We start from the raw sequence: 14,578 nt of genomic DNA, 5'->3' as shown, positions 1-14,578 counted from the left end.
GCGCCGCCCCCGGCCCGCCCGCAGGCGGCCCGAAAGCCCCCGTCTCACCCGTTCGCCACACCCCTGACCTGCGGGAACGAACGTTCACACGAATTTTGCGGGGCGCCCCCGCATGCTCCGTAGCAGACTGGGCAAAGTAGACCGGGCCGCAATCGTGATCCCGAGGATGGTGAGTCCGGTGATACCGGTATCCCGCACCACTCCGCCCGAACGGCAGAGCACGCCGGCACCCCCGCCGGGGGTGACCCCGTTGACCGAATCGGGGGCGCGCAGCCACGTGTCGGGCGTCTGCTTCAAGATCGGACCGCCCCGGCTGGTGGGAGTGGAGGTCGAGTGGTTCGTCCATGACGATCGATGTCCTTCCCGGCCCGTACGGCCGGAACTGCTCCACGCCGCACTGGAGTCGCTGCCCCTCGGCGGCCCGGACGGCGTCTCGCTCCCCTCCGGTTCGCGCCTCACGCTCGAACCCGGCGGACAGGTCGAGCTCAGCTCCCCGCCCGCCACCGGCCTCCTGGCCTGCGTCGAGGACACCCGACGCGATCTGACCGCCCTGCGGGCCGCCTTCGCGGCGCAGGGCCTGCGACTCACCGGCACCGGTACGGATCCGCTGGCGCGCCCCCGCCGGATGGTGCTGGACCACCCCCGCTACCTCGCGATGGAGCGCTTCTTCGAATCCGCCGGGCCCTGGGGCCGCGTCATGATGACCGACACCGCGTCGGTGCAGGTGTGCCTGGACGCCGGCGAGGCGGACGGGCCGCACGCGGTGGAGCGCCGCTGGCGACTGGCCCACCTGCTGGGCCCGGTACTGGTCGCCGCGTTCGCCAACTCCCCGACCCTGGACGGGAAGACGACCGGCCACCGGTCCACCCGACAGGCCGTCTGGTCACGGATGGACCCGACCCGCACGCTCGCCCCGGCGCCGGACCACGGCGATCCGCGCGAGGCCTGGGCGCAGTACGTGCTGGACGCCCACGTGCTGTGCGTACGAAGGCCCGAGGGCTTGCCCTGGACGGCCCCGGCCGACCTGACCTTCCGCGACTGGATCCACGGCGCGGGCGAACGCCCGCCCACGCTGGACGACTTGGACTACCACCGCACGACGCTCTTCCCGCCGGTGCGCCCACGCGGCCATCTGGAGCTGCGGATGATCGACGCCCAGCCCGGGGACGGCTGGGTGGTCGTCACCGCACTGGTCACCGCACTGCTGGACGACCCGGTGGCCGCCGACGCCGCGCTGGCCGCCCTGGAGCCGCTGGACGCCGCCGACCGGCGCGCGGGGACGAACGGTCCGCGGCCGCCGCGCAGCGAGGCGTGGCTGCGCGCCGCCACCCTGGCGATGGCCGACCCGGAGCTGCGCCGGGCCGCGCTCACCTGCTTCGCCGCCGCCGACGCCGCACTGGGCCGACTGCCCGGCGCCGGGCGGTTGCGCACCGCCGTCGCCGAGTTCGCCGAGCGCTACCCCGCGCGCGGGCGCTGCCCGGCCGACGACCAGCTGGACGCCCTGCGTTCCGGCGCCCGACGCACTCCCCCGGAGGAGACCGCACCATGACCGACGTCCGTCCCCACGAGGGCACCGGGGCGAGCACGGACCGCACCGCCGACACCGCCACCGCCGACACCACCGCCGCCGCCGCCACCACCGGCACCGCCGCCCGCGGCACCGAGGCGCTGCGCGAGAGCATCGCCGCCGAGCTGCTGGCCGCCCGCGCCCGCACCGCCGCGCTGACCGACTGCGTCGAGGACGCCGACCTCACCGCCCAGCACTCCCCGCTGATGTCCCCCTTGGTCTGGGACCTCGCGCACATCGGCAACCAGGAGGAGCTCTGGCTGCTGCGCAACGTCGGCGGCCGCGACCCGATGCACCCCGAGATCGATCCGCTCTACGACGCCTTCCAGCACCCCCGCGCCGAGCGCCCCGCCCTGCCGCTGCTGCCGCCGACCGAGGCCCGCGCCTACGCCCACGAGGTGCGCGGCCGGGTGCTGGACCTGCTGGCCGCCAGCCCCTTGGAAGGCGCCCCGCTGCTCGACTCCGGGTTCGCCTTCGGGATGATCGCCCAGCACGAGCAGCAGCACGACGAGACGATGCTGATCACCCACCAGCTCCGCCGCGGCGAGCCGGCCCTGGCCGCGCCACCGCCGCCGCCGGCGCCCGCCGACGCGGCCACCCTGCCCGCCGAAGTCCTGATCCCCGCGGGCCCGTTCACGATGGGGACGGACACCGAGCCGTGGGCGCTGGACAACGAGCGCCCGGCGCACGCCGTCGACCTGCCGGCCTTCCTGCTGGACACCACCCCCGTCACCAACGCCGCCTACCAGCGGTTCATCGCGGACGGCGGCTACGACGACCCGCGCTGGTGGACGCCGGAGGGCTGGGAGCACCGCCGGCGCGCCGACCTCACCGCCCCGCTGTTCTGGCGCCACGAGGACGGCCAGTGGCTCCGCCGGCGCTTCGGCACGGTGGCTCCGGTCGAGCCGGACGAGCCCGTCCTGCACGTCAGCTGGTACGAGGCGGACGCCTACGCCCGGTGGGCCGGACGGCGGCTGCCGACCGAGGCGGAGTGGGAGAAGGCGGCCCGCCACGACCCGGCCACCGGCCGCTCCCGCCGCTACCCCTGGGGCGACGGGCCGCCCGGCCCCGAGCACGCCAACCTCGGCCAGCGCCATCTGCGTCCGGCCCCTGCGGGCAGCTACCCGCAGGGCCAGTCCCCGTACGGGGTGCGCCAGTTGATCGGCGACGTGTGGGAGTGGACGGCCAGCGACTTCCGCTCCTACCCGGGCTTCCGGGCGTGGCCGTACCGGGAGTACTCGGAGGTGTTCTTCGGCCCCGAGTACAAGGTGCTGCGCGGCGGCTGCTTCGCGGTGGCGCCGGTCGCCTGCCGGGGCACCTTCCGCAACTGGGACTACCCCATCCGGCGGCAGATCTTCGCCGGGTTCCGCACTGCCCGCGACCTGGAGCACACCTGATGTGCCGTCACCTCGCCTACCTGGGCGAGCCGGTGGCCCCCAGGGAGCTGCTGGTGCACCCGCCGTACGGGCTGTACCGGCAGTCCTGGGCGCCCCGGGCCCAGCAGTACGGCACGGTCAACGCGGACGGCTTCGGGCTCGGCTGGTACGCGGACGGGGACGAGGCGCCCGCCCGCTACCGCCGGACCGGGCCGATCTGGGCGGACGGGACCTTCGCCGACCTCGCCCGGGTGGTGCGCACCCGGGCACTGCTGGCCGCCGTCCGCTCGGCCACCGAGGGCTGCGCACCGGGCGAGGGCGCGGCCGCGCCGTTCGCCGCCGAGCGCTGGCTGTTCAGCCACAACGGCGCGGTGGCCGGCTGGCCCGGCAAGCTGGAGGCGCTGGCCGCCCTGCTGCCCCCGGCCGAGCTGCTGGAGCTGGAGGCGCGCACCGACTCGGCGCTGCTGTGGGCGCTCACCCTGCACCGGCTGCGGGCCGGCGCCGAACCCGGCGAGGCGCTGGCGGGCACCCTGGCGGACGTCACCGCGCACACCACCGGGCGGCTCAACCTGCTGCTGACCGACGGCGCCACGATCGCCGCGACCACCTGGGGCGACACCCTCTACCACCGCACCCTGCCGGGCCTCGGCACGGTGGTGGCCTCCGAACCCTACGACGACGCGCCGGGCTGGAAGCCCGTCCCGGACGGGTCGCTGCTGTCGGCCGACCGCCACGGCGTCACCGTCCGGCTCCTCCCCGGCCGCGACTGAACTCCACTCTCCCTTCATCTTCTGAACAGAGGAACCACCCTGTCATGGACACATTCGATCTCACCCGACTGCTGCCCGCCGACCACTTCAGCACCGCGCTGCGCCACGACGTGCGGCACGGGCTGACCGCGCGGCCCAAGTGGCTGCCGCCGAAGTGGTTCTACGACGCGCGGGGCAGCGAGCTGTTCGAGGAGATCACCCGCCTGCCGGAGTACTACCCGACCCGCGCGGAGCGGGCCATCCTGACCGCCCGGGCCGGCGAGATCGCGGCCTCCACCGGCGCCCGCACCCTGGTCGAGCTGGGCTCCGGCTCCTCCGAGAAGACCCGGCTGCTGCTGGACGCCCTGCGCGCGCTCGACACCCTGGAGACGTACGTCCCGGTGGACGTCAGCGAGAGCGCGCTGACCGCGGCCGGCGCCGCGATCGCCGCCGAGTACCCGGGCCTCGCGGTGCACGGGGTGCTCGCCGACTTCACCGCCCGGCTCGGACTGCCCCCGGAGGGCGGCCCGCGCCTGGTCGCCTTCCTCGGCGGCACCCTCGGCAACCTGCTGCCGCCGGAGCGCGCGGCCTTCCTGCGCGGCCTGCGCGCCGCCCTCGGCCCGGGCGACTTCCTGCTGCTCGGCACCGACCTGGTCAAGGACCCGGCGGTGCTGGTCGCCGCCTACGACGACTCCGCCGGGGTGACGGCCGAGTTCAACCGCAACGTGCTGAACGTGCTCAACCGGGAGCTGGGCGCCGACTTCGACCCGCAGGCCTTCGAGCACGTCGCGCTCTGGGACGCCGAGCAGGAGTGGGTCGAGATGCGGCTGCGCTCGCTGCGCGCGCAGTCCGTGAAGATCCCGGCCCTGGACCTGCCGGTGCACTTCGCCCGGGGCGAGGAGCTTCGCACCGAGGTGTCGGCCAAGTTCCGCCGGGAGGGGGTGGCCGGCGAGCTGGCGGCGGCCGGGCTGCGGTTGAGCCACTGGTGGACCGACCCGGAGGGCCGGTTCGGGCTCTCACTGGCCACGCCGGCCTGACCACCGCCCGCGTAACCCCAATTTGCTTGTTCACCTTACGAATTCTCAGAGCGAAAATTGAGGTTCCCGGTGTACAAGACTTAAACGAATTGGGGTTACGATCTCGGCACCGAGCTCAGCGTTGAGTACCAGGAGTCAGATCGTGAGCGTCACCCAGAAGCCCTCCGGGGCGGTCGAGGCCCCCGTGCCCGGCCGCCTCGGCTTCGTCGTCTTCATCACCGCGGCAGCGGCCCTCGGCGGCTTCCTGTTCGGCTATGACAGCTCCGTGATCAACGGCGCCGTCTCCGGGATCCAGGAGAAGTTCGGCGTCGGCAGCGGCGTGACCGGACTGATCGTCTCTTCCGCCCTGCTGGGCTCGGCGGTCGGCGCCGCGCTCGCCGGGCGGTTCGCCGACCGGTACGGCCGCATCAAGGTCATGAAGGCCGGCGCGCTGCTGTTCGCGGTCAGCGCGGTCGGCTCGATGCTGCCGTTCTCCGCCTGGGACCTCGCCCTGTGGCGGGTCCTCGGCGGCGCGGCCATCGGCATCGCCTCCGTGATCGCCCCGACCTACATCGCCGAGGTCGCCCCGACCAGGTACCGGGGCCGGCTGGCCTCCTTCCAGCAGGCCGCGATCGTGCTCGGCATCGCGATATCCCAGCTGGTCAACTGGATGCTGGCGAAGGCGGCCGGCGGCGAGACCCGCGGTCACCTGCTCGGCCTGGAGGCCTGGCAGTGGATGCTCGGCATCTGCGTCGTCCCGGCCGCCGTCTACTTCGTGCTCGCCTCGGTGATCCCCGAGTCCCCGCGCTACCTGATCCAGGCCGAGCGCCTGGACGACGCCCGCAAGGTGCTCGCCGAGGTCGAGGGCGAGGGCGTGGACACCGATGCCCGGATCGCCGAGATCAAGGCGCTGATCGCCTCCGACCACCGCCCGCGCTTCCGGGACCTGCTCGGCGGCCGCTTCGGCCTGCTCCCGATCGTCTGGGTCGGCATCGGCCTGTCGGTCTTCCAGCAGCTGGTCGGCATCAACGTGATCTTCTACTACTCGTCGATCCTGTGGCAGTCGGTCGGCATCGACCAGAGCAACTCGCTGCTGATCAGCTTCGTCGGCTCGGTGATCAACATCATCGGCACCGTGATCGCGATCCTGCTGGTCGACCGGATCGGCCGCAAGCCGCTCGCCCTGATCGGCTCGGCCGGCATGGCGGTCGCGCTCGGCACGGCCGGCTGGGCCTTCTCCTCGGCCACCGGCAGCGGGGACAACCTCACCCTGCCGGACCTCCAGGGCACCGTGGCCCTCGTCGCCGCCAACGCGTTCGTGCTGTTCTTCGCGATGTCCTGGGGCGTGGTCGTCTGGGTGATGCTCGGCGAGATGTTCCCGAACCGGATCCGCGCCGCCGCGCTCTCCGTCGCCGCCTCCGCGCAGTGGATCGCGAACTGGGCGATCACCGTCTCGTTCCCGTCCATGTCGCGCTGGAACCTGTCGGCGACGTACCTGGTCTACGCCGCCTTCGCCGCGCTCTCCATCCTCTTCGTGGCGAAGTTCATGAAGGAGACCAAGGGCATCCGGCTGGAGGACATGGGCTGATCCGCCCGGTCGGACGCCCGGCCCCCGCACCCCGACGCGCTCGGCGCAGGGGGTGCGGGGGCCGCGTCGTTCCCGCTGGGCCCGCACCGGAGCTGCTCGGAGTCGCCACCGGGCCTTTCGCCGTGGCGGCCGGGGCCGGGGCAGCGCCTCAGGGCCGCTCGGCGAGCCGGGCGTAGCGCAGCGCCAGCCCGTCCAGCAGCGCCTCCAGCCCGGTCTCGAACGCCCCCTCGTCCACCGTCCCCCGGTGCCCGGCCAGCCGGTGGGCCTCGCCGAGGTGCGGGTAGTCGGCGGCGTCGTAGACCTCGGCGTCCGCCGGGAAGCCGGCCGCGAAGGACGCGAGCGCCGAACCGGTGACGAAGTAGCGCATCAGCGCGCCGATCCTGGTCGCCTGACCGCGCGGCCAGCCGGACTCGACCAGGTGCCCGAAGACCGCGTCGGCCAGCCGCAGGGCGTTCGGCCGTCGGCCGGGGCCCTGGGCGAGCACCGGGACGATGTTGGGGTGGGCGGCCAGCGCCGCCCGGTAGGAGCGGGCCCAGTCGCGCAGTGCCTCCGGCCAGGGGCTCCGGCCGGCGCCGTCCGCGCCCACCCCGCCCTCCGCGCCCTCCGCGCCCTCGGCGCCCTCGGCCCCGGGGCCGCCCCGGGCCGCGAACATCGACAGGTCGACCTCGCCGATCACGCTGTCCACCACCGCGTCCAGCAGCTCGTCCTTGGTGGCGAAGTGGTTGTACAGCGAGGGCCCGCTGACCGACAGCTCGGTGGCGAGCCGGCGGGTGGAGAGGGCGTCCAGCCCCTCGTCGTCGATCAGCCGCAGCGCGGCGGCGACGATGCGCTCGCGGCTGAGCAGCGGGGTGCGTGGACGGGCCATCGCGGCGGGTGCCTCCGGTTCCTCCGGTCGGGTGCGTCGGGGACCGATTCTGGCAGGTGCCCCTTCCCAGCGCGGCCCGGCCGGGGCTACAGTCCCCTCATAAAACTTGCAGCGCTAGTTTAACGGGGTCCGCCCGGGCGTCGGGCCCCGGACACCGGATTCGGGAGCCGCCGTGAACCTGGAGTTGTCCGAGGAGCAGAGCGCCGTCCGGGACCTCGCCGCCTCCTTCACCGACCGTGAGATCGTCCCGTACGCCGCCGGGTGGGACCGTGCCGAGTCCGTCGACCGGGCGGTCATCGGCAAGCTGGCGGAGGTCGGCTTCCTCGGGCTGACCCTCCCGGAGGAGTACGGCGGCAGCGGCGGCGACCACCTGGCGTACTGCCTCGTCCTGGAGGAGCTCGGGCGCGGCGACTCGGCCGTGCGCGGGATCGTCTCGGTCTCGCTCGGCCTGGTCGGCAAGTCGGTCAACGCCTTCGGCACCGAGGAGCAGAAGCGGCACTGGCTGCCCCGGCTCACCTCCGGCCAGGCGCTGGGCTGCTTCGCGCTCACCGAGCCGGGCACCGGATCGGACGCCGCCAACCTCACCACCCGGGCCGTCCGGGACGGCGGTGACTGGCTGATCAGCGGTGCCAAGACCTTCATCACCAACGGCACCTGGGCCGACGTCGCCCTGGTCTTCGCCCGCACCGGCGGCGACGGCCCCGAGCAGCGGGGCCACCGCGGGATCACCGCCTTCCTGGTCCCCACCGACCTGCCCGGCTTCACCCGCACCGAGATCCACGGCAAGCTCGGCCTGCGCGGCCAGGCCACCGCGGCCCTCTCCTTCGAGGAGGTCCGGGTGCCGGACAGCGCCCGGCTCGGCGAGGTGGGCAGGGGGTTCACGGTGGCGATGGCCGCACTGGCCAAGGGCCGGATGTCGGTGGCGGCCGGCTGCGTCGGCATCGCCCGGGCCTGCCTGGAGGCCGCCGTCCGCTACGCGGGCGAGCGCGAGCAGTTCGGCCGGCCGATCGCCTCCCGCCAACTCGTCCAGGAGCTGCTGGCCGGCATCGCCGTGGACGTCGAGGCCGCCCGGCTGCTCACCTGGAAGGTCGCCGACCACATCGAGCGCGGCCTGCCGTTCGCCACCGAGTCCTCCGTCGCCAAGCTGTACGCCAGCGAGGCCGCCGTCCGCGCCGCCAACAACGCGCTCCAGGTCTTCGGCGGCTACGGGTTCATCGACGAGTACCCGGTCGGCAAGTACCTGCGCGACGCGCGGGTGATGACCCTCTACGAGGGCACCAGCCAGATCCACCAGTTGCTCATCGGGCGCGCCCTCACCGGCGTCAACGCCTTCTGACGGCGCCGACGCCCGGGCCCGGCCCACCCCGCCCCGCCCCGACACCCGACAAGGAGCCCGACGACGTGCGTCCCGTCTACTTCGCCGCCGCCCGCCGCACACCCATCGGCCGGCTGCGCGGCGTGCTCGCCGCGGTCCGTCCGGACGACCTCTCGGCCACCGTGCTGCGCGCCCTGCTCGCCGACGCGCCCGCGCTCGACCCGGCCCGGATCGACGACGTCTACTGGGGCGCCGCCAACCAGGCCGGCGAGGACAACCGCAACGCCGCCCGGATGGCCGTCCTGCTGGCCGGCCTGCCGGAGACCGTCCCCGGAGCCACCGTCAACCGGCTCTGCGCCTCAGGCCTGGAGGCCGTCACCCTCGCCGCCCGGGCCATCGGCTCCGGCGAGGCGGACGTGGTGCTGGCCGGCGGCTGCGAGTCGATGACCCGCGCCCCCTTCGTCCTGCCCCGCCCCGACGAGGCGCTGCCGCACCGGATGGAGACCTTCGACACCCGGCTCGGCTGGCGGCTCACCAACCCCCGGATGGCCGAGCTGCACGGCGTGCTCAGCATGGGCGAGACCGCCGAGGAGGTGGCCACCCGTTACGGCATCGGCCGGGAGCGCCAGGACGCCTTCGCGCTGCGCAGCCACCGGCTGGCCGGCGCCGCCCGCAAGGACGGGCACTTCGACGCGGAGCTCGTCCCGGTCGAGCGGCCGGACGGGGTGACGGTGAGCCGGGACGAGGGCATCCGCGAGGACACCAGCCTGGCCAAGCTCGCCGGGCTCAAGCCGGTGTTCCGGCCCGGGGGCACCGTCACGGCCGGGAACGCCTCGCCGATGAACGACGGCGCGGCCGGGCTGCTCCTGGTCGGCGAGGAGGCGCTGCGCGACCTCGGGCTCCAGCCGCTCGGCCGGTACGTGGCCGGCGCCTCGGCCGGGGTGCACCCGGACGTGATGGGCATCGGCCCCGTCCCGGCCACGGCGAAGGTGCTCGCGCGGGCCGGCTGGTCGCTCGCCGACCTGGACACCGCCGAGCTGAACGAGGCCTTCGCCGCCCAGGCGCTCGCCTCCGCCGACGGCATCGGGTTCGACCCTGAGCGGGCCGAGGAGGTGGTCAACCCCAGTGGCGGGGCGATCGCGCTCGGCCACCCCCTGGGGGGCTCCGGCGCCCGCATCCTCACCACCCTGCTGCACCGGATGCGCCGTACCGGTGCCCGGCGCGGGCTCGCCACCATGTGCGTGGGCGTGGGGCAGGGTACGGCCGTGCTGGTCGAGAAGGTCTGAACGGCCGACGGACGTCCCGGACGTCGCGGACGTCACCCGTCGGTCCACACTTCGAAGGAGTTCGCATGACGCGGTTCGTGGGGAAGGTCGCCGTGGTCACCGGCGCGGCGCAGGGCATCGGGGCGGCCACCGCCCGCCTGCTGGCGCAGGAGGGCGCGGCGGTCGCCGTCGTCGACCTCACCGCCGAGCGCGCGGCCGGGACGGTCGCGGAGATCACCGCCAAGGGCGGCACCGCCCGGGCGTACGGCTGCGACGTGGCCGACTACGACGCGGTGGAGTCGGTGTTCGCGCAGGTCGCGGCGGAGCTCGGCGGGGTGCACATCCTGGTCAACAACGCCGGGATCACCCGGGACAACCTGTTCTTCAGGATGCCGAAGTCCGACTGGGACGCGGTGCTGACGGTCAACCTGACCAGCGCGTACAACTGCAGCCACGTCGCGCAGAAGTACATGGTGGCGCAGAAGTACGGGAAGATCGTCTCGCTCAGCTCGCGCTCGGCCCTCGGCAACCGGGGCCAGGCCAACTACGCGGCCGCCAAGGCCGGCATCCAGGGCCTCACCGCGACCCTGGCGATCGAGCTCGGGCCGTTCAACATCAACGTCAACGCCGTCGCCCCCGGGTACATCGCCACCGCGATGACCGCGGCCACCGCCGAGCGGGTCGGCAGCAGCCCCGAGGACCACCAGGCCGAGGTCGCCGCCCGCACGCCGCTGCGCCGGGTCGGCCGACCGGAGGAGATCGCCTCGGTCGTCGCCTTCCTGGCCAGCGAGGAGGCCTCCTACGTCAGCGGGCAGACCCTGTACGTCAACGGCGGGGCGCGCTAGCAGGCGGCCTGACGTGCCGTCACCCGGCCGTCCCGGACGGGGGGTTACCTTCCCCTGGGACGGCCTTTACCTTTTCGCGTGGCCGAGCATGACCATCACCTTGATCACATGACCCCACCAAATGACTATGGCATGATCATGCTGTGATCGATGGGATGGCCGGACCGACCCGACCGAACCAGGTCGGGCCCTGCGCCCCAAGGAGTCCCATGGGCAGCCCCGCCACCCTCCGCCGCGCCCTGGCCCTGCTCGCCGTGGGGGCCACCGCCCTCACGGCCGGGACCGTCGCCGTACCGGCCGCCGGCACCGCGATCGCCGCCCCCACGCACGACCTCACCGGCGTCCACGTGCGCCCCGCCTCCTTCGGACAGCACAGCACCCAGGGCCGCCCCGCCCCGCTGAGCACCGCCCAGTGCGTCAGCCAGGTCGGCATCCACTGCTACTCGCCGCTCCAGTACCGGACCGCCTACAACCTGAACCCGCTGTACCAGGAGGGCATCACCGGCAAGGGCCGCACGATCGTCATCGTCGACTCCTTCGGCTCGCCGACCATCCAGCACGACCTGGAGGTCTTCGACAAGCAGTGGGGCATCCCCGACACCAACGTCGAGGTGGTCAAGTGGGGCAACGTCCCCACCTGGGACCCGAAGAACCCCGACCACACCGGCTGGGCCGGCGAGACCACCCTGGACGTCGAGTACGCCCACGCGATCGCCCCCGACGCGCACATCATCCTGGTCGAGACCGGCGTCGCGGAGACCGAGGGCACCACCGGCCTGCCCGAGATGATGGACGCCGAGAAGGCCCTCATCAAGGCCGGGCGCGCCGACGTCATCTCGCAGAGCTTCGGCGCCACCGAGAACACCTTCCCGGGGTACGACAAGGGCGACTTCAAGTCGCTCACCGACCTGCGCTACGCCTTCCAGGCCGCCGCCGAGCACAACGTGACGGTGCTCGCCGCCTCCGGCGACAACGGCGCCACCGACGCCCAGGAGAACGGCTCCGACCTGTACCCGTACAAGGTCAACTCCTGGCCGTCCTCGGACCCGCTGGTCACCTCCATCGGCGGCACCCAGCTCACCCTGGACGACGCCGGCAACCGCACCGCGCCCGACAAGGTGTGGCACGACAAGTCCGGCGCCGGCGGCGGTGGCGTCTCGGGCGTCTTCGAGCGCCCGTGGTACCAGGCAGGTGTCGCCGGCGTGACCGGCAACCACCGCGGCACCCCGGACATCAGCATGAGCGCGGCCGTGGACGGCGCCGCCTGGACCTACGAGTCCTACGACCCGACCTCGGTCGGCTGGCACCTCACCGGCGGCACCAGCGAGGCCACCCCGCTGTTCTCGGGCGTCGTCGCGCTCGCCGACCAGCTCGCCGGGCACCGCCTCGGCCAGCTCAACTGGCGGCTGTACGGCCTGAACCTGCTGCCGGGCAAGTGGAGCGGCATCGTGGACGTGAAGCAGGGCGACAACGGCTGGAACGGCGTCACCGGCTACGACGCGACCGAGGGCTACGACCTCGCCAGCGGCCTGGGCACCATCGACGGCGCGCAGTTCGTGCACGCGATCGCCGGCCGGTGAGCGGGCGGGCTGCGGGGCACGGCCGACAGGCGAGGCGTAACAAGTAACAAGTAACGGACGACAGCGAACAGCTGACAGATGTTGAAATCTGTCAGCTGTTCGCTGTCTGCTGTTCGCTGGCCTCCGACCGCCGGGCGGCCGGGGCCGGTCAGCCCGTGGCGGCCAGCTGGGCGAGGTAGCGCTCGGCGGCCCGGAGCTTGCGGCCGTCGGGGCCCGGCAGGTAGGCGCGCAGCTCGATGATCTCCGGCGCGATCCGGATCGCCTCCGCGCGGTCGGTGATCGCACGCCAGCAGGCCTCGGCGTTGGTGGCCGCCCGCTGGGTCTCCACGTGGTCCGGGCCCTGCGAGCGGAGCAGCGTCAGCGCCACCTCGCGGTAGATGTCCGCGGCCTCGGCCGACCGGCCCGCGAGCCGGCAGACGTGCGCCCGGACCTGCCGGACCTGGAGCACCGGCTCGGAGACGGCGCCGTGCTCGGCGATCGCCTCCAGTTCGAGGGCGAAGGCCAGGTCGGTCGCGGCGGCGTGGTCCCCGGCGTCGGCGCTCCGGACGATCCGTCCGATGACCTCGCGGTAGTCCGCGCGGGGCGGAGCGGCCGCGGCGGCCCCGTCGGCCTCGGCGACGGCGGGAGGCTCGTCGGACGGGGCGGCCGCGGCCGGCGCCTCGCCGACCGGGGCGTCCGCGGCCGGCGCCTCCTCGCGCGGCACGAGGTCGGTCGGCACCTCGGCGGCAGGCTCCTCGCCCGTCGGCGCCTCGGCCGCGGTCGGCTCCTCCGCCGGAACGGCGCCCGCCGGCACCTCGTCCGCGGGCTCCTCGCCCGAAGGCACCCCGTATGCCGGGGCGGCGTCCCCGGGCTCCTCCGCGCCCTCGGGTGCCTCCGCCACGGCCTCCTCGCCCGCGCCCCCGTCCGTCTTCTCCTCCACCCGCGCGGCGGACTCCGCAGCGGCAGCCCCGACACCCTCGGCGGCCTCGGCCGCCCCGACGCCCTCGTCGTCCACCGCGGGCTGCTCCTGCGGGAGTTCGGGCCCGGCGGCGGCATCCTCCGTCGGCTCCGGCCGCCCCTTGCGGAGCGAGACGCCCGCCAAGGGCGCGCCGCCCTCGGGCACGTCGCCCGCCGGAGCGGTCTTGAGCAGGGTCACGCCCGGCGCCTCCTCGCTCCCGCCCGCCTTCAGCAGGCTGACCGGGCGGGCCCGCCGTGGCGTGGCCGGTACGCCCGGCTTGACCAGGCTGACCGGACCGCCCGCGACCACCGGGGGCCCGGCCGGGGCGACGGAGGGGGCCACACCGGCCGGCTCGACCGCCGCCGGGGCCGCCACCGGCCGCTCAGGGACGGCGTCCCGGGGCTCCGCCGGACGCGGCAGCGGCGCCACGGGAGCCGGCGCCGCCTCGGTCGGCGATCCCTCGCCGCGACGGGCGGTGTTGCGGAAGAACGGCCGGTCCGGGGCGTGGGTGGCCAGGATGACCACGTCCGGCCGCAGCACCGAGTACACCTGCTGCCGCAGCTGCTCCGGCGCGAGCACCTCGCCCGCGCCGGGGCGGCCGCCGTGCAGCGCCTCGATCAGGGCGCGGGTGAAGGTGCCGATCTGCTCAGGGTCCGGGCTGACCACCGCCCACAGCGGAATGCCCTCGCTCAGCGGCGAGACGGTGCCCTGGAGGTACGGCCAGGCGTTCTGGTCGGCGCTCAGGTCCGCGATGACGAGGGTCTGCCACTCGGCCGGACGGTGGCTCAGCTCGGCGGCGACGGCCTGCCAGGGGAGGCCGTCCTGCTTGGCGTCGCGCAGGGTCAGCTGGAGCTGGCCGCCGCGCTTGTCGGCGACGATGTGACCGCCCAGGTGGATCAGCAGCGGCCCCGGGTGCCGCGAGGCGGCGCGCAGGTGGGCGAGGACGGTGTGCGGGTCGCCGGCGCCGGGGAGGTGGACGGCGTCCACCGCGTCCGCGGCGAGCAGCACCTGCGGCGAGACGGCGGCGAGCATCGCCGAGAGCACCGGCGCCTGGGCCGGTCCGCCGCGGCCCCAGGTGCGGCGGCCGGAGCTGCCGTACCCGCCCTCGACCACCAGGATCCGACCGCGCGGCGCGGCACCGAGCCCGCCCGCGCCGGCGGCCCCGGGCGCCGCGTTCTGGACCGGGAAGGGCGGCGGGGTCGCCGCGGCCGCGGCCCCGGCGGCGGGCAGCCCGGTGAGGGTCCATCCGGTGGGGGCGACGGGCGGCGCGCTCGGCGGCACGACCGGGGGCGCGGGAGGGGCGGCCGGGGGCGCCGGCGGTTCGTACAGCGCGGCGGGACCGGGCGGGTGCTCCTCGGCCGGGAGGCGCGGGGGCGGCGGTACGGCGTCCCAGGGCCCCCCGTCGGCTACCGGGTCGGGGCCTCCGGAAACCGCTGTCGTCTCCGCCATCTCCTGGTCACCGCCCCGCCCCGCCG

General features: G+C 74.6%; 11 protein-coding genes. 9 read left to right on the top strand and 2 right to left on the bottom strand.

Annotated elements, in window-relative coordinates; all coding sequences use genetic code 11:
* The first annotated feature begins 241 nt into the window (after positions 1–241).
* From egtA to ACH5AR_RS02085, 5 genes are all read left to right on the top strand, one after another.
* The gene (egtA, locus tag ACH5AR_RS02105) at positions 242–1,549 is read left to right on the top strand and encodes an ergothioneine biosynthesis glutamate--cysteine ligase EgtA (RefSeq protein ID WP_396299425.1); all 1,308 of its coding nucleotides are present in this window, start codon (positions 242–244) and stop codon (positions 1,547–1,549) included.
* Positions 1,546–2,964, top strand: coding sequence for an ergothioneine biosynthesis protein EgtB (gene egtB / locus ACH5AR_RS02100; protein WP_396299424.1), 1,419 nt, complete (start codon positions 1,546–1,548; stop codon positions 2,962–2,964). Before egtA ends, egtB begins: the two co-directional genes overlap by 4 nt.
* A complete protein-coding gene (egtC, locus tag ACH5AR_RS02095) occupies positions 2,964–3,713 on the top strand; it encodes an ergothioneine biosynthesis protein EgtC (RefSeq protein WP_396299423.1) in 750 nt (249 codons plus the stop codon). The genes egtB and egtC overlap by 1 nt, the downstream gene beginning before the upstream one ends.
* Before the next feature lie 44 nt (positions 3,714–3,757).
* A complete protein-coding gene (gene egtD, locus ACH5AR_RS02090) occupies positions 3,758–4,729 on the top strand; it encodes an L-histidine N(alpha)-methyltransferase (RefSeq protein ID WP_396299422.1) in 972 nt (323 codons plus the stop codon).
* Positions 4,730–4,868: 139 nt separating this feature from the next.
* Entirely contained in the window at positions 4,869–6,296 is a 1,428-nt protein-coding gene (locus tag ACH5AR_RS02085; protein WP_396299535.1) for a sugar porter family MFS transporter, read from the top strand.
* A gap of 148 nt (positions 6,297–6,444) precedes the next feature.
* Here the strand turns inward: ACH5AR_RS02085 and ACH5AR_RS02080 are convergent, their stop codons facing one another.
* Complete coding sequence (locus ACH5AR_RS02080) at positions 6,445–7,161, bottom strand: TetR/AcrR family transcriptional regulator (RefSeq protein WP_396299421.1); 717 nt, start codon at positions 7,159–7,161, stop codon at positions 6,445–6,447.
* A gap of 172 nt (positions 7,162–7,333) precedes the next feature.
* On the opposite strand from ACH5AR_RS02080, the gene ACH5AR_RS02075 reads away from it, so the two are divergent.
* The 4 genes from ACH5AR_RS02075 (at position 7,334) to ACH5AR_RS02060 (ending at position 12,166) form a co-directional block, all read left to right on the top strand.
* Positions 7,334–8,497, top strand: coding sequence for an acyl-CoA dehydrogenase family protein (locus ACH5AR_RS02075; protein WP_396299420.1), 1,164 nt, complete (start codon positions 7,334–7,336; stop codon positions 8,495–8,497).
* A gap of 65 nt (positions 8,498–8,562) precedes the next feature.
* The gene (locus ACH5AR_RS02070; protein WP_396299419.1) at positions 8,563–9,762 is read left to right on the top strand and encodes a thiolase family protein; all 1,200 of its coding nucleotides are present in this window, start codon (positions 8,563–8,565) and stop codon (positions 9,760–9,762) included.
* 65 nt (positions 9,763–9,827) lie between these two features.
* Complete coding sequence (fabG, locus tag ACH5AR_RS02065) at positions 9,828–10,586, top strand: 3-oxoacyl-ACP reductase FabG (RefSeq protein ID WP_396299418.1); 759 nt, start codon at positions 9,828–9,830, stop codon at positions 10,584–10,586.
* Positions 10,587–10,795: 209 nt separating this feature from the next.
* Positions 10,796–12,166 (top strand): S8 family serine peptidase, encoded by a 1,371-nt coding sequence (locus tag ACH5AR_RS02060; protein WP_396299417.1) that lies wholly within the window; start codon positions 10,796–10,798, stop codon positions 12,164–12,166.
* Between the two features lie 148 nt (positions 12,167–12,314).
* Here the strand turns inward: ACH5AR_RS02060 and ACH5AR_RS02055 are convergent, their stop codons facing one another.
* Positions 12,315–14,384, bottom strand: coding sequence for a hypothetical protein (locus ACH5AR_RS02055; RefSeq protein WP_396299416.1), 2,070 nt, complete (start codon positions 14,382–14,384; stop codon positions 12,315–12,317).
* Between the last annotated feature and the right edge of the window lie 194 nt (positions 14,385–14,578).

The organism is Kitasatospora sp. NPDC018619 (genome assembly GCF_044391605.1).
In the GTDB taxonomy this organism is placed as follows: domain Bacteria; phylum Actinomycetota; class Actinomycetes; order Streptomycetales; family Streptomycetaceae; genus Kitasatospora.
The sequence above is the reverse complement of the archived record's forward strand: the minus strand, read 5'-3'. Positions and strand labels throughout refer to the sequence as shown.

Coding starts and splice junctions, on each gene's coding strand:
- ACH5AR_RS02060 (WP_396299417.1), top strand. CDS start 10,796: ATGGGCAGCCCCGCCACCCTCCGCCGCGCCCTGGCCCTGCTCGCCGTG.
- ACH5AR_RS02080 (WP_396299421.1), bottom strand. CDS start 7,161: ATGGCCCGTCCACGCACCCCGCTGCTCAGCCGCGAGCGCATCGTCGCC.
- fabG (WP_396299418.1), top strand. CDS start 9,828: ATGACGCGGTTCGTGGGGAAGGTCGCCGTGGTCACCGGCGCGGCGCAG.
- egtC (WP_396299423.1), top strand. CDS start 2,964: ATGTGCCGTCACCTCGCCTACCTGGGCGAGCCGGTGGCCCCCAGGGAG.
- egtD (WP_396299422.1), top strand. CDS start 3,758: ATGGACACATTCGATCTCACCCGACTGCTGCCCGCCGACCACTTCAGC.
- egtB (WP_396299424.1), top strand. CDS start 1,546: ATGACCGACGTCCGTCCCCACGAGGGCACCGGGGCGAGCACGGACCGC.